This window comes from Actinoplanes sp. ATCC 53533, from assembly GCF_003947245.1.
In genome coordinates, this window is record NZ_QHHV01000006.1 from 13,124 (window position 1) to 28,004 (window position 14,881).

Here is a 14,881-nt window from a genome sequence, read left to right on the forward strand (position 1 = left end):
TCAGCGCCGAACAGCCTCAGGGGTCGCCTCGGCGGCGGCGGGCAGGTCCAGGCTCGTCCGCAACGGGACGGCCTTGAGCAGGACGGCCGCGACGACACCGAGCAGCGCGACCGCCGCGGAGATCCAGAAGATGTGGCCCGTGGCGTCGCCGTAGGCGACCTGCGGCGACACCCCGTTCCGCAGTTGCTCGCCGACCTGGCGGGCGAGGACGGCGCCCAGCACGGTGACGCCGATCGTGCCGCCCAGCGACCGGAAGAACGCGACGGCGGAGCTGGCGGCCCCGATGTCCTTGAGCGGCACGGCGTTCTGCACGGCCAGCACGAAGTTCTGCATGGTCATGCCCACGCCCGCGCAGACGGCCAGCATGGCCACGCTCATGAGGAGCAGCGGCGTGCGGTGGTCGGTGAACCCGAGGATCGCGAAGCCCACGGTCAGCAGCACGGCGCCGGTAACTACGAACGGCTTGAGCCGCCCGGTCCGCGAGATCAGCCGCCCGGCCACGATGGAGGCCACCAGGATGCCGGCCATCATCGGGATCGTGAGCAGCCCGGCCTCGGTGGGGCTGTGGCCGCGGCTGACCTGAAAGTACTGGCTGAGGAACACCGCGGCGCCGTACATCGCGGTGCCGGCGGCGAGGCTGCCGAGGATCGCCAGGGCGGTGGTGCGCTGCCGCACGATGCCCAGCGGCACGAGCGGCTCCGCGGCCCGGCCCTCCCACCACACGGCGGCGCACAGCAGCAGCAGTGCCCCACCGGCCATGGCGCCGCTCTGCCAGGAGATCCACGCGAACGCGTCGCCGACGAACGCGATCCAGATCAGCAGGACGCTGACCCCCGCGGTGATCAGCGCCGCGCCCGGATAGTCGATCTTCACGCCGGCGCGGTGCACGACCGGCAGGTGCAGCGTCTTCTGCAGCAGCACCAGGGCGACGGCGGCGATGGGTACGCCGATGAAGAAGCACCACCGCCAGCCCAGCCACGACGTGTCCACGATGACCCCGCCCAGCAGCGGCCCGCCGATCGTGGACAGCGCGGTGACGCTGCTGAGATAGCCGCTGTACCGGCCGCGCTCGCGGGGGCTGATCATCGCCGCGATCGCGATCTGCACCAGCGCCTGCAGGCCGCCCACGCCGATGCCCTGCAACGCCCGGGAGGCGATGAGCTGCCCGGCGTCCTGGCTCAGACCCGCGGCGATCGAGCCGGCCACGAAGACCACGATGGCGCTCTGCACGAGCATCTTCTTGCTGAACAGGTCGGCCAGCTTGCCCCAGATCGGGGTCGACGCGGTCGCGGTCAGCAGGGTCGCGGTGACCACCCAGGTGTACTGCGCCTGCGAGCCGTGCAGCTCGCGCAGCATCTTCGGCAGCGCGGTCGCGACGACCGTGCTGCTCAGCGTCGCGATGAACAGGCTGAGCAGCAGGCCGCTGAGCGCCTGCAGAACGGTGCGGTGACTCACCGGCCGGTCTCCGTCAGGTGCAGCACGCTGCCCTCGCCGTCGGCGGACAGCCAGAGCGAGCCGTCCGGGTCCAGCGCGAGCCCGGCGAACATCCGGGGTACGCCCGGCAGGCCGTGACAGAACAACCCGGGATCGGGACGGCTCACACCGGGCGGCGCGCCCACCGGCAGGTCCTCGGCGTCGATCCGGGTCTCCCCGGTGACGAGGTGAACGGCCACCAGTCTGCGGTGCAGACTGTCCACAACGAACAGTTCATCACCGCGTACGGTCAATCCCTGTGGCGTTCCGATCCCTTCGGCCACCGGCGTACGGTCGTCGACGCGCACGACCGCGCCGGCCCGCGCGTCGCTGACGTAGCACCGCTGGTCGGCGCCGACGGCGACGTCCATGGGCTCCCCCAGGTCGTCGGCGAGCACGGTGACGGTGTCGTCGACGGCGATGGCAAGGAGGCGCCCGGCGCCGGCCTCGGCGACCAGCAGCGCGCCGTCCGCGCGGACGGCGATGCCCGCGGGCCGGTTCAGGCCCCGCGCCCGCACCCGCACGGTCCTGCTCACCGGGTCGTACGTGCGCACGTCGCCGTACTGCGACGTCACGTGCAGCACGCCGTCCGCCGCGACGATGCCGTGCACGAACGTCAGCAGCTCCTCGCCGCCGTCCGCCGGGGTCGTCACCCGGTAGTGGTCGGCGGCGTGCACCGTGCCGCCCAGGTCGACGGTCACCCCGAACGGGCCGTCCAGGCCCCGGGGCACGACTTCCCGCGTACGCCCGTCGGGGTGCAGCTCCGTGACTCCCCCGCTGGCGAAGCTCGAGACGAACATCCGGTTGTCGTCGTCGAAGGCGGCGTTGTCCAGGCCGGCCACCCCGCTGGTGACGAGCCGCCGCGTCCCGGAGCCGAACAGCTCGATGCGCGTCACGATGCCGGCCGCCCCCCGCGACAGCACCTGCAGCACACCACCGCGGTCGAAGCGCACCGCCACCGGCTCGTGCACCGCGTCGGCCACCAGCTCGGGCGTGCCGCCGTCCGGCGAGATCCGGAAGACCTGACCGGTGAGCATGTGCGGGTAGTACAGGTGGCCGTCCGGGCCGCGCTGCATCGCGTTGCCCAGCGCCAGGCCGCCGGTGAGCACGACCGGGTCGCCACCGCCGGGGAACAGCTCCAGGAGGCGGCCGTCGAGCGCCATCTCGTTGACGAACAGCCGGTCGCCGACGCACGTGATGCCGTTGGGATTTCTCAGCTGGTCGGCGACCACTGTGTACCCGCCGTCCGGGCCGCGGCGCCACACCCGGCCGGGAACGAGGTCCGCGATGTACATCGACCCGTCCGCTCCGAACGCGAGGTCGTCCGGTGACTGCACCGGGCCGCCGATCGGCACCACGGTCTCGATGTCGCCGGAGCCCGGGTCGACGGCGCTGATCTGACCGGCGAGGAACTGCGCCACGTACAGTCGCCCGTCCGGGCCGAAGGCGATGCCGTTCGCGCCCCACAACCGGTTCGGCGGCACCAGCCGGTCGACCGTCCAACGAGGACTGATGACGTGCCGGCGTCCGGTGGCGTCGAACCGGCTGGGCGCGGTCATGCCGGTGCCTTCGTCGGGGATACCAGGACGTCGGCCATGCCGCCGTCGGCGCGCCAGCGGCGCAGCAGGTCGTGGAAGGCGACCGGGCCGGGGCCGTAGGAGGAGCCGCGCGGCCGGGGCTTGCCCTCGTTGTTGTAGTAGCCGGGCGTGCACTCGGCCTGGAACGCGTAGTTGTCCGGGCTGGTGGCCGCGATGGTGGCGACCCACTGCTCCTCGGCCTGCGCGCTGGGCTCGATCCAGCGAGCGCCGCGGCGGCGGGCCTCGGCGACGACCGCACCGATGTGCCCGGCCTGCTCCTGCAGCACATGCATGAAGTTCACCGACGCGGCGTTCTGCAGCGAGCCGAGGTGGAACAGGTTCGGGAAGCCGTGGCTGTAGAAGCCGTGCAGCGTCCGCGGACCCCGCGCCCACGCGCCCAGCAACGGCACCCCGTCGCGGCCGTAGACCGGCAGGGTGCCCGAGACGACGCCGGAGACGCCGACTTCGAAGCCGGTGGCGAAGATGACGCAATCGACCGCATAGGAGCGGTCGCCGACCACCACGGCGTTCTCGGTCATCGCCGTGATGCCGCCGTGGTCGGCGGTGTCGACGAGCGTGACGTTCGGCCGGTTGAACGTCCGCAGATAGAGGTCGCTGAACGTGGGCCGCTTGCACATGTACCGGTACCACGGCTTCAGCAACTCCGCCGTCGCCGGGTCCTCGAGAGTCTCGTCGACGCGGGCGCGGATCTGGTTCATCTTGGCGAAGTCGGCCAGTTCCAGTTCCTCGTCGCTCAGCCCGGTGTCGGTGCCGGTGAGGAACGTGCGCTGCAGCCCGGCGGTGCTCGTCCAACCGTCCTGGACGAGGTCGGTGTCGGCCTTACCGCCGGTGACGACGGTCAGGAAGTTGTCCATCCGCTCCTGCTGCCAGCCCGGCCGCAGCGACGCCGCCCACTGCGGGTCGGTGGGCCGGTTGTCGCGGACGTCGACCGAGGACGGCGTGCGCTGGAAGACGTACAGGTGCTGGGCGTCGCGGCCCAGGTGCGGGATGACCTGGACGCCGGTCGCCCCGGTGCCCACCACGCCGACCCGCTTGCCGGCCAGCCCGTGCAGGCCGCCGTTCTGGTCGCCGCCGGTGTAGCCGTAGTCCCACCGGCTGGTGTGGAACGTGTGCCCCTGGAACGTCTCGATCCCGGGGATGCCGGGCAGCTTCGGCTGGGTCAGCGTGCCGGAGGAGACCACGACGTAGCGGGCCCGGAAGTCGTCGCCGCGGTCGGTGCGCACCTGCCACTCGCCGGCGTCGTCGTCCCAGCGCAGCTCGGTGACCCGGGTGTGGAACAGCGCGTCGCGGTAGAGGCCGAAGTGCCGGGCGATCGCGACGGCGTGCTGCCGGATCTCCTCGCCGGGCGCGTACCGCCACTTCGGGACGTAGCCGACCTCCTCCAGCAGCGGCATGTACTCGTAGGACTCGATATCGCAGTGGATGCCGGGGTAACGGTTCCAGTACCAGGTGCCGCCGACGTCGCCGGCCTCCTCGATCACCCGCACGTCCTCGACACCGGCCTGGCGCAGCCGCGCGCCGGCCAGCAGGCCGCCGAGGCCGCCGCCGATCACCGCCGCCTCGACCCGGTCGGACAGCGGCGCCCGCGCGGTGCGCTCGGTGTACGGATCGGTGGCGTAGTACCCGAACTCCCCCGCCGCGCGCCGGTACTGGCCGCTGCCGTCGGGCCGGATCCGGCGGTCGCGCTCGGCCCGGTACTTCGCCCGCAAGGCGTTCGGGTCGAAGCCCAGTTCCTCGGTCGCCATGGACTCACCTCTCGGTTCTGTTTGGACACAGCTAACCGAGTTGTCCATATTAAATCAAGTGACTGAATCCGGAGTCACAACCCGGCGGGCCCGGCGCCCGCTCACCCCGGTCCGAAGAAGACGAACGTGGTCGCGACGAGCACCGGAACCATGATCACCATCGCGATCAGGGCGTAGCCGAAGAAGTGCGGCATGCGGACTCCCCGATCCTCCGCGATCTCCTTGACCATGAGGTTCGGGCCGTTTCCGAGGTAGGTCAGGGAGCCCATCATCACCGCGCCGCAAGCGATCGCGAAGAGCAGTTCGCTGCCGCCCGCGGTGCCGGCCAGGGATGCGAGATATCGGGGGTCGTCGACGCCGATTCCCAGTTGCCCGGCCGCGATGGAGGTGAAGGCGAGATAGGTCGGCGCGTTGTCGAGTGTTGACGACAGCGCGCCGGACGCCCAGAAATACTGCCAAGGCCGCTCGAGGCCGATCTGCTCGGCCCGCGCGTTGAGGATGAGAAGCGGCTGCGTCATGGTGACGAAGACGGCCCCGAAGACGATCGCGACCGAGGCGATCGGCCGGAAACCGAAGTGGTTGGCCTCGTGGATGCCGTGCGGCGTGACGCGGAACGACAGTATCGCTATGGCCCACAGCGCCACCTCCGGCAGGCCGACGGGCCAGGGATCACCCCCGTTTCCGACGCCGGCTCCCCTGCCGAGCAGCACGAGGACGACCCCGCACAAAAGGAGCACGTTCCGCCATCCGGCCAGGCGCAGGGGCTCGTGGGCGAGCAGTTCGTCCAGCAGGCCCTCGGTGCGGTTCACCCGCTCCTCGCGGTTCACGATGAACTGGTCGACGAGATTGAAGATCAGGATGGTGACACCGTTGACGAACAGCCACGGCGCCCAGAGCCGGAAGGTCCACTCGAACGGCACGCCCTTGAGAAATCCGAGATACAGCGGCGGGTCGCCGATCGGGGTGAGCAGCCCGCCCGCGTTCGCGACCACCAGGATGAAGAAGACGACCAGGTGCGCCCTGTTCCGTCGCTTGGCGTTGGCCCGGAGCAGCGGGCGGATCAGCAGCATCGCGGCGCCGGTGGTGCCGATGAGGTTGGCGAGGACCGCACCGATCGCGAGCAGCCCGGCGTTGGCGAGCGGCGTGCCGGTCAGCGAGCCGCGCAACTCGATGCCGCCGGATATCACGAACAGCGCGGCGAGCAGCGAGATGAACGAGACGTATTCCGTCATGGAATGGATCAGTGCTTCGACACCACCCCGCGACCCGTGGCCCACGAGGATCTGCGCGGCGGCGGGGACGGCCAGCGCGATCGCGACGAGCGCCTTGTTCCGCAGGCTGCTCCACCACCGGCCCGCGACGACCTCCAGCAGGGCGACCGCGACGAGCAGCAGGACGAACGGCGCGACGCTCCACAGTGGCAGCAGCTCGCCCAGCGACCGGGCACCGGAGACCATGGCCGGCGCGTCAGCGACCGGTCCGCAACAGCTCGGCCGAGTCGGCGAGCATCGCGTCCGCGTCCGCCGGGACCCCGGTGAAGTGCTCGAACGCGGCGACGGCCTGGTAGGCGCTCATCGCGCCGCCGGGCAGCGTCGCGGCCCCGACCGCGCGGGCGGCCCGCAGCAGCGCGGTGTCGGCCGGCCGGTAGACGATGTCCGCCACCCACAGGTCCCCGCGCAGGTCGGCTGCCGCGACGGGCGATCCCGGGTCGTGCGCCATCCCTACCGGCGTGGCGTTGATGACGCCCTCGGCGTTCGCCAGCAGGGCGGTCAGGTCGCCGGGCACGCCGATCGAGACGCGCTCCGCGCCGAACTCGGCGGCGAGCGCCCCGGCCAGCCCGGCCGCCCTGGCGCTGTCGAGGTCGACGACCGTGAGGTGGCCCGCGCCGAGGGTCAGCATCGCGTGCGCGACGGCCGATCCGGCACCACCCGCGCCGAGTTGCACCACCCGCTTTCTCGGGGCGTCGGCGAAGTTCTGGTCGAAGCTCCGGCGGAATCCGAACGCGTCGGTGTTGTACCCCCGGGCCACGCCGTCGTCGAAGACGATGGCGTTGACCGCGCCGAGCACCCGCGCCTCGGCGGAGAGCTCGTCGAGGTGCCCGACGATCTGCTGCTTGAACGGGTGGGTGACGTTGAGTCCCCGGTATCCGAGGGTGCGCGCCCAGCGCAGCAGGCCGGGAAGGTCGCCGGCGCCGAGGCCGAGCACACTCGAGTCGATGGTCGTGTAGATCAGCCGGATGCCCTGCCGGTCCGCCTCGCGCTCGTGCAGCAGCGGCGAGTGCGATCGCCCGATGCCGGCTCCGACCAGCCCGACCAGGACGCGGCGGTTCTCAGAGCTTGTCACCGAACCTCTTTCGGGGGTACGGCCAGGAGGCCGGTGGTGGGCCGGCCTCCTGGCCCGTGCGGACCACCGTCAGGCGGAGGCTCGGATGCTCTTGTAGAGCGCCAGGTTGTCGCCGGTGTAGTGGGTGTTGAAGTACCCCTCGGCCTTGCTGATGAACGCCTGGCGATCGACCTGGTCGATCTCGACCACGGTGCGGGTCGAGTCCTTGCGCCAGTCGCCGAGAACCTTCTCGGTCTCGTCGTCGACGCACTTGCGGTTCTCGGCCCGGATGTCGTGGATCGCCTTGAACAGCGCGTCCTTCTGCGGCTGGCTCATCTTGTCCAGCGTCTTGTCGGCCACCACCACGTAGTGGGCGCCGACCTGGTGGTTGGTCAGGCTGGCGACCTTGAGGATCTCGTCGAACTTCTGGGCGTGCGTCGCCGCGACCGGGTTCTCCTGCCCCTGGGCCACGCCCTGTTGCAGAGCCAGGTAGAGCTCTTCGACGGCGATCGCTACGGCGTTGGCACCGAGCGCCTTGGCATTGGCCAGGAACTGCGGGGTGTTGGGAAACCGGATCTTCAGGCCGGCCAGGTCCGCGGGCTTGCGGATCGGCTTGGTCGCGGTGAAGGTCCGCATGCCGAAGTACCAGGCGTCCACGATGGTCGTGTCGGTGGCGGTGTTGAACTCGGCGAAGAAGGCCGTCCCGTTCTGGTCGACCCACTTGAAGAAGTGGTCGACGTCGTTGAAGACGTACGCCGCGTCGAGCACGCCGATCTTCGGGAAAGCGGTCGACATCGCCGAGCCGCCCTGCAGGTCGATGTCGATGTCGCCGCTCTGCACGCCGGCGAATCGTTCCGCGTCCGGCCCGAGCTGGCTGTTCGGGAACATGTCGATCGTGAGGCCGAGGTTCTGCGCCTCCACCCGTTCCTTGAGCAGCTTCATGCCGCAGCGGTAGTTGGGTTGCGACTCGGGCTGGGAGCTACCGATCTTGAGGGTCAATGCGGGATTCTCGCCCTCGGCGGCGGGGGCGTTGCTCGACGTGGAACAACCTGCGGCGAGAACGAGTGACAGGGGCAGGGCGAGCGCCGCAGTGATTCGGCGCCACCCAGCTGGCCGTTGGTACATGGTCTCTCCTCCCAGATGGGGGTCAGAATCCGAGAACGCCGGGAAGCCACAGCACGACATCGGGCAGTGCCGTGACGACGATCAGCACGGCGACGAGGGGGATCAGGAACGGGGCGACCCCGCGGAACACGACGTCGACCGGCTTACCGGTCACCGAGCTGGTGATGTAGAGCACGCTGCCGACGGGCGGCGTCAACAGGCCGATCATCAGGTTGATGATCATGACGACCCCGAAGTAGATGGGATCGATGCCGAGGCCGACCGCGATCGGCAGCAGGACCGGCACCGTCACGAGGATGATGGCGGTGGCGTCGATCAGGCAGCCGAGGATCAGCAGGATGATGTTGACCAGGAGCATGAACACCCAGGGGCTGTCCGACACCGAGGTGAGGAACTCGGCGACGTCCCGGGAGACGTGCGCACGGGTGAGGATCAGGCCCAGCAGCGCCGCGGCGCCGAGGATCAGCGTGATGCCGGCCGTGATGACGGCCGTTTCGCGCAGTGCCTGCAGGAGCACCCTCGGCTTGGCCGTGCGGTAGATCAGGCCGAGGACGAGCATGTAGAGGACGGCGACCGAGGCCGCCTCGGTCGGCGTGAACGTGCCGGAGAGGATGCCACCGAGCAGCAGGACCGGGGTCAGGAGCGGACCGACCGCGCCCAGCGAGGCCTGGACGAACCGGCCGCGGTTGAACGGCACCGAGGTGAACTCCGGGCGGCGCAACGTCCAGATGAGGATGTAGACGCAGAGCCCGAACGCCATCGCGAACGCCGGGATGACGGACGCGGCGAAGAGGGCGCCGGTGGAGACCGTCGCCGTCGCGGCGTAGATGACGGCCGGGATGCTCGGCGGCATGACCGGGCTGATCAGCGAGGACGACGCGGTGAGTCCCGCGGCGAACCCGGGCGGGTAGCCGGCCTTGATCATCTGCGGGATCTGCATCTTGCCCAGCCCGGCCACGTCCGCGAGCGCGGAACCGCTCATCCAGGAGAAGCCGACCGCGGAGCCGACGTTGACGTACGCGAGGTTGCCCCGCAGCCGGCCCAGGGCGGCCAGGCAGAACTCGTAGAGCCGGTCGGCGATGCCGAGCCGGTTGGCCAGCACCCCCACGAGGATGAACAGCGGGACCGCCAGCAGCGGGAAGCTGTTGAGGCCGTCGAAGGTCGTCTTCAGCGAGAACCCGGCCGAGCGGCCGTCGGCCAGCGCGTACCACAGGCTGGGCCCGATGAAGGCGAGCCCGACCGGCACCCGGAGGAACAGGAGCACGGCGATGACGACGCCGACCATCCACAGTTCGAGGATCACTTCGCCTCCGCCGCGTCGAAGGGGAAGTCCTCGCGGTCGGCGGTGAACACCCGGATGACTGCCCGCACGGCGCCCGAGGCGAAGCCGATCAGCGGGATGGCGTACAGGGTCCAGATGGGTATCCCCAGGGCGGCCGTCGTCCGCGTCGGGTAGGCCCGGATCAACTCGTACGCCTCCCACACCAGCACCGCGCAGATCAGTGCCGTGCAGGCCGCGGACACGGCCTTGACGACGACGAAGGCCTTACCTTTGGCCAGGTAGTCGATGATCTGGATGGTGATGTGGCCGTTGTTGCCGATCAGGTAGCCGACCATGATGAAGGTCAACACGATCAGCGAATAGTTGGCGAGCTCCCCGACGCCCGGCCAGTTGAGCGCCGGCGCGTACCGGCTGATCACCTGCCAGAGCACGCTGAGGAAGATGACCGTCAGCGCCGCGCAGGCGATCCACAGCTCGGCCGAGGCCCAGGCGCGCAGGATCGCCGGATCGCGCCGGCCCGGCGCCGGGCCGGGCTCATCGGACGGGGCGACGGATGCAGTCAACGAGGACCTCGCTCTCTGGGGTGGCGGCACCGCCCGCCAGGTCGTCGCGGGATGAATGTGCTGGTGGGAGCGGCGAGCGCCGGGTGAGCCCGCGCCCTGCGCTTCCGTCGAGGTGGACCACTAGCCGGACCAGTTGGACCGTCTTATGGACTGCGTGTAACGTACGGGCGACCGCCGGTTCTGGCAAGTCTTTGAGTCCGGACCGTTACGGATGTGTGAATGCGCGCCCGGAGCAGGAGAATCGGGGCGAGACAGCATCCGATGGCCCAGGGGCCATCCGCCGGGACACGAGGAGAGTGGAGAACCGTGGAGGCGCCTACCACCGGGAATTCCCAGCCGGCGACGCCGGCCGAGTCCGCCGATCAGCAGGGCGTCCGCAGCGTCCAGCGCGCGCTGGGGATTCTCGGCCTGCTGACCGACGATCGGCCGACCGTGTCGGTCCGCGACATCGTGGAGGCGACCGGACTGGCCAAGACGACCGTGCTCCGGCTCGTCTCCACTCTGGAGCAGAGCGGCCTGCTCTGGGCCACCAGCAACGGATACATGGCCGGGCCGGGGCTCTGGCGGTGGGCACACCTGGCCCGGCGGAGCTGGGAGCTGCCGCCGGAGACCCAGCGCGGCATGCGCGAGCTCGCCGCGCGCCAGCGCGAAACCGTCAACCTGTACGTCGCCCGCGACGTCTACCGCGTCTGTGTGGCACAGCAGGAGAGCCCGCAACCCCTGCGGCACGTGGTCCACGTCGGCGACGAACTGCCGATGTGGGCCGGTGCCTCCTCGAAGGTCCTCCTGCGCGACGCCGCCCCGGGCATCCTGGAGCGCATCGCCCGGAGCTCGCCGAACGGCCCGGAGCACGCGACGGTGATGCGGAAGTGGATCGACGAGGCCGCGGCGAAGGGATACGGCGAGAGCCACGGCGAGCGCGAGGAAGGCCTGTCCGCCGTGGCCGTGCCGATTCTCGGCAACACCGGAGGCGTCGTCGCCGCCCTGGCGCTCAGCGGGCCGACGATCCGCTTCACCGAGAGCCGGGTCGCCGAGTTCGCCGCCGACCTGGTGCGGATGGCGCAGCAGATGTCGGAACGCGGATTCGCCAGCCCGTTCGGAAAGCCCGGCTGAACCGACCCGATCAGCGCCCACTACGGCGACCTCAGCTCCACGCTCGCGCCGGTGCGCGAGGAGTCGTATATCGCCTCGATGATCTCCAGGGACCGGACCGCCTCGCGGCCGGTCACGGCCGGCTCCCGGTCGTCCCGCACCGCGGCGGCGAAGTCCTCGATCTGGGCGGCGTGGTAGGGCGCGAGGTGGTCGTGGATGTCGGCCAGCGGCAGGTCGAAGGTCCGGCCGGCGCCGTACGCGGTGGCGAACTCCTCCTCGCCGGGCAGGGTCCAGACGTCGGTGCGGCCGACGCCCTCGGGAAACTCCAGCACGCTCGCCGTGCGGCCGCGCGCGTCGCTGACCCAGACCTGCGCGCCGAGCCCGGGCCGGAAGGTGGTGCCGGCCTGGATCGTCGCGATGGCGCCGGAGGCGAACTCGACGAGCGCGCCGGCGGTGTCCTCCACCTCGATGATCCCCCGGTGGACGAGGGTGGCGCAGCGTCCCGTCACCCGCCGCGCCGGGCCCATGAACCACTGCAGCAGGTCGATGTGGTGGATCGCCTGGGTGATCAGGACGCCGCCGCCCTCGGTCGCCCGGCGCCCGCGCCACGGCTCGGCGTAGTAGTCCGCGTCCCGGTTGAGGCGGGCCACGACGCCGCCGCTGACCGGCGGGCCGAGCCGCCCGTCGTCGATCGCCGCCCGGATGCGCGCCGCCGCCGGCCAGAACCGGCGCTGGAAGAGCACACCGAAGCGCACTCCGGCGGCCTCGGTGGCCGCGACCATCCGATCGGCCTGCGCGACGCTGAGGGCGATCGGCTTCTCGCAGAGCACGTGCAGACCGTGGCGGGCCGCGGCCAGCACACCACTCTCGTGCGCCGCGTGCGGGGTGCAGATGGTGACCGCGTCGAGGCCGGCCGCGAGCATCTCGTCCACGTCGCCGAAGGCCTGCCGGACGCCGTGCTCCGCGGCGAAGGCGCGGGCCCGCGCCGGGTCGACGTCGGCGACCGCGTCCACCCGGACTCCGGGGACGGCCCGCAGGGCGCTCACGTGGTTCCTCGCGATCCCGCCGCAACCGATGATGCCGAACCGCACGACCACCTCCGAGGGGCTACCGCCGCACACGCCCGGCCAGTCCGTGCATGGCCAGCTCGTAGACCTCCGCGCCGAAGCCCGCCAGGAATCCCCCGGCCGCGGCCGCGGTCAGCGGTGCGGCGTAGAGCGGCTCGCGCGCGAAGATGTTCGTCAGGTGCACCTCGACGATCGGCCGCTCGAGCATCTTGAGCGCGTCGAGCAGGGCGACCGACCGGGTGGACAGCCCGGCCGGGTTGATGATGACCGAGGCCGACTCGTCGTACGCCTGATGCACCCAGTCGATGAGCTGACCCTCGGCGTTGGTCTGCTCGAAGAACAGGTCGAAGTCGAGCTCCTCGGCCACCGCCTGGCAGCGCTCGCGGATCTCCGCCAGGGTCACCCGGCCGTACAGGTCCGGCTCGCGCCGGCCCAGCATGTCGAGGTTCGGGCCGTTGAGGATGAACAGCCGCCCGGCCACCTAGTAGACCTCGATCTTCCCGGTGGACCGAGGGCTGCCCGGGTCGTTGAAGAAGTATTCGCCGGCCCGGGTGAAGGTGAACCGGAAGGACTCGCCCGGGGCGAGGCGGACGTCGAAGAGCCCCTCGAAGAACTGGGTCACGCCGCGGGGCCCGGCGTTGCCCGGGTGATTGGTGAAGGTGACCGTGGTGCCGGCCGGGACCCGCAGATGGGTCGGGGCCATGCCGGCGACCGCGAACGACTCGGTCGCGCCGATGGTGCCGGTGGCGGCGTTGTAGGTCCGGCCGATCACCACGGTGTCGGCGACCGCCGCGCCTTCCACCGGGCCGCCGGAGACCGGCCGGCGCACGACGGGCGGGGGCGGCGTCGGGGCCGGGCCGAGGGCTCCGCCGATCTCGAACGCCCACAGGAAGTCACCGCGCGGTGCCGAGTTGCCGTACGGGATGCTGGTCCCGCCCGCGTACACCGCGAGGTACTCCTTGCCGCCCGCGCGGTACATGATCGGGCTGGAGCTGATCGCCGCGCCGGTCTGGAAGCGCCACAGCTCGCGGCCGGTGCGGGCGTCCATGGCGAGCAGATTGCCGTCGGGCTGACCGATGACCAGCAGATCGCCGGCGGTGGTCAGGATGCCGTTGCCGTGGCCCAGCGAGTACGGCATGCGCCGCTTCCACCTGACCCGGTTGGTGCTCACGTCCACCGCGACGATGCCGCCGGTCTGGTACTCGCCGGGCGGCCGGAGCCCGTTGGCGCTCTCGGTCAGCGAGTGCGCCGCGGCGACGTACCCGAAGCCGGTGTAGACCAGGCCGGTGCGGTGGCTGAACGACAGGTGCGACCAGTCGGCGCCGCCGCCGTGCCCGGGGATGGTCAGGACGGGGGTGTCCCAGTGCGGGTCGTACAGGGCGCCCCGCACGTAGTTGGGCACGGCCCGGTTGGGGTCACCCGGGACGGAGGTGCCCAGCGGCTGATCGACGACGCGCTGCTCGGTCCACCCGCCCTGCACCGGGAACGGCTGCGTGGGCCAGGTCTTCTGGCGCGGCTCCTGCGGCACCGGCCGTTCGACGACGCCCAGCGGGGCGGAGCCGTCGGTCCGGTCCAGGATGAAGTACATGCCGGACTTGCTGCCGTAGACGATCACCTTGCGGTTCTTCCCGCGGATGCGCACGTCGGCCAGGACGGGCGACATCACGTTGTCCATGTCCCAGATGTCGTGGTGGATCGACTGGAAGTGCCAGCGGTACGCGCCGGTGCGCAGGTCCAGGGCGACGAGCGAGTTGGCGAAGAGGTTCTGCCCACCCCGGGCCGAGCCGTCCTGCGAGGAGTTGTTGCCCCGCGCGTTGCCGAACGTCCAGTAGGTCAGGCCGAGCTCCGGGTCGACGGCCGGGTGGATCCACGGCGTCGCACCGCCTTCCATCCAGGAGTCGCCCTCCCACGTGTCGTGGCCGAACTCGCCCGGCTCGGGCGTTCCCCAGAAGTGCCAGAGCAGATCGCCGTTGCGGGCGTCGAGGCCCAGGGCGGCGCCCCGGGGGCCGTCGTTGGTGCCGCAGAACAGCAATCCGTCGTGGTAGACGACGGCGACCTTCTCGATGTTGCCGAAGCCGTTGACCTGACGCTCCCAGACGACCCGGCCGGTCTCCTGATCGAGCGCGATGACGTAGTTCTCGTTCGACTTCGTGAAGACGTGGCCCCCGCCGACCGCGACGCCGCGGCGGGTCAGGGCACCGCGGGTCTGCTCGTACCGCCACTTGGTCCGCCCGGTGACCCCGTCGACCGCGATGACGTTGCCCAGGGCCGACTCGATGTAGAGCACGCCGTCCACGGCGACCGCCGTGCTCTGGCTGTTGCCCTGGCGGAGGCCGCCCTCGACGGAGTTGACCCAGGCGCCGCGCAGCCGCCGTACGGTGTCGTGGTCGATGCGCCGCAGCGCGGTGTAGTTCTGGTTGCCCAGGTTGCCGCCGACCTTGGGAAAGTCCCTGTCGCCCGGGGTGTCGAACACCGCGAGATCCGCCGCGGCGGGTGGCCGGCCGGCCGCGCCGGCCATGATGGGGCCGGCGGTGGCGGCTGCGGCCGACGCCACGGCGCCCTTGAGAAGGCTTCTTCGGTCGATGGGGGCCATGCGGGGTCACCTCGTCCTGTT

Annotated in this window: 12 protein-coding genes; 1 reads left to right on the forward strand and 11 read right to left on the reverse strand. The window is 70.9% G+C overall.

What is annotated here, in order from left to right:
- From DMB66_RS01300 to DMB66_RS01335, 8 genes are all read right to left on the reverse strand, one after another.
- Entirely contained in the window at positions 1–1,455 is a 1,455-nt protein-coding gene (locus tag DMB66_RS01300; RefSeq protein ID WP_125802127.1) for an MDR family MFS transporter, read from the reverse strand.
- Positions 1,452–3,032: an SMP-30/gluconolactonase/LRE family protein gene (locus DMB66_RS01305; RefSeq protein WP_125802128.1), complete on the reverse strand. Its 1,581-nt coding sequence runs from the start codon at positions 3,030–3,032 to the stop codon at positions 1,452–1,454. The genes DMB66_RS01300 and DMB66_RS01305 overlap by 4 nt, the downstream gene beginning before the upstream one ends.
- Positions 3,029–4,816 (reverse strand): NAD(P)/FAD-dependent oxidoreductase, encoded by a 1,788-nt coding sequence (locus DMB66_RS01310; protein WP_125802129.1) that lies wholly within the window; start codon positions 4,814–4,816, stop codon positions 3,029–3,031. The genes DMB66_RS01305 and DMB66_RS01310 overlap by 4 nt, the downstream gene beginning before the upstream one ends.
- A 101-nt stretch (positions 4,817–4,917) precedes the next feature.
- Positions 4,918–6,273, reverse strand: a complete 1,356-nt coding sequence (locus tag DMB66_RS01315) for a sodium:proton antiporter (RefSeq protein WP_125802130.1) — start codon at positions 6,271–6,273, stop codon at positions 4,918–4,920.
- Between the two features lie 10 nt (positions 6,274–6,283).
- Positions 6,284–7,159, reverse strand: a complete 876-nt coding sequence (locus DMB66_RS01320; protein WP_125802131.1) for a shikimate dehydrogenase — start codon at positions 7,157–7,159, stop codon at positions 6,284–6,286.
- Between the two features lie 69 nt (positions 7,160–7,228).
- Positions 7,229–8,263, reverse strand: coding sequence for a TRAP transporter substrate-binding protein DctP (gene dctP / locus DMB66_RS01325; RefSeq protein ID WP_158647104.1), 1,035 nt, complete (start codon positions 8,261–8,263; stop codon positions 7,229–7,231).
- Positions 8,264–8,285: 22 nt separating this feature from the next.
- Complete coding sequence (locus tag DMB66_RS01330) at positions 8,286–9,566, reverse strand: TRAP transporter large permease (protein ID WP_199751718.1); 1,281 nt, start codon at positions 9,564–9,566, stop codon at positions 8,286–8,288.
- Positions 9,563–10,108, reverse strand: a complete 546-nt coding sequence (locus tag DMB66_RS01335; RefSeq protein WP_158647105.1) for a TRAP transporter small permease — start codon at positions 10,106–10,108, stop codon at positions 9,563–9,565. Before DMB66_RS01335 ends, DMB66_RS01330 begins: the two co-directional genes overlap by 4 nt.
- 306 nt (positions 10,109–10,414) lie before the next feature.
- Here DMB66_RS01335 and DMB66_RS01340 point away from each other — a divergent pair, with 306 nt between their 5' ends.
- Complete coding sequence (locus DMB66_RS01340) at positions 10,415–11,221, forward strand: IclR family transcriptional regulator (RefSeq protein ID WP_233624211.1); 807 nt, start codon at positions 10,415–10,417, stop codon at positions 11,219–11,221.
- Positions 11,222–11,241: 20 nt separating this feature from the next.
- Here DMB66_RS01340 and DMB66_RS01345 read toward each other — a convergent pair whose 3' ends face one another.
- Genes DMB66_RS01345 through DMB66_RS01355 form a run of 3 tightly spaced genes read right to left on the reverse strand, consistent with a single transcriptional unit; the run spans position 11,242 to position 14,860 of the window.
- Positions 11,242–12,321, reverse strand: a complete 1,080-nt coding sequence (locus tag DMB66_RS01345) for a Gfo/Idh/MocA family protein (protein ID WP_370318322.1) — start codon at positions 12,319–12,321, stop codon at positions 11,242–11,244.
- The gene (locus DMB66_RS01350; RefSeq protein ID WP_125802136.1) at positions 12,308–12,748 is read right to left on the reverse strand and encodes a type II 3-dehydroquinate dehydratase; all 441 of its coding nucleotides are present in this window, start codon (positions 12,746–12,748) and stop codon (positions 12,308–12,310) included. The genes DMB66_RS01345 and DMB66_RS01350 overlap by 14 nt, the downstream gene beginning before the upstream one ends.
- Positions 12,749–14,860 carry a PQQ-binding-like beta-propeller repeat protein gene (locus tag DMB66_RS01355; RefSeq protein ID WP_125802137.1) on the reverse strand — a complete coding sequence of 704 codons (2,112 nt, stop codon included), beginning with the start codon at positions 14,858–14,860 and terminating at the stop codon, positions 12,749–12,751.
- Positions 14,861–14,881: the final 21 nt, after the last annotated feature.

Coding starts and splice junctions, on each gene's coding strand:
- DMB66_RS01305 (WP_125802128.1), bottom strand. CDS start 3,032: ATGACCGCGCCCAGCCGGTTCGACGCCACCGGACGCCGGCACGTCATC.
- DMB66_RS01310 (WP_125802129.1), bottom strand. CDS start 4,816: ATGGCGACCGAGGAACTGGGCTTCGACCCGAACGCCTTGCGGGCGAAG.
- DMB66_RS01315 (WP_125802130.1), bottom strand. CDS start 6,273: ATGGTCTCCGGTGCCCGGTCGCTGGGCGAGCTGCTGCCACTGTGGAGC.
- dctP (WP_158647104.1), bottom strand. CDS start 8,263: ATGTACCAACGGCCAGCTGGGTGGCGCCGAATCACTGCGGCGCTCGCC.
- DMB66_RS01355 (WP_125802137.1), bottom strand. CDS start 14,860: ATGGCCCCCATCGACCGAAGAAGCCTTCTCAAGGGCGCCGTGGCGTCG.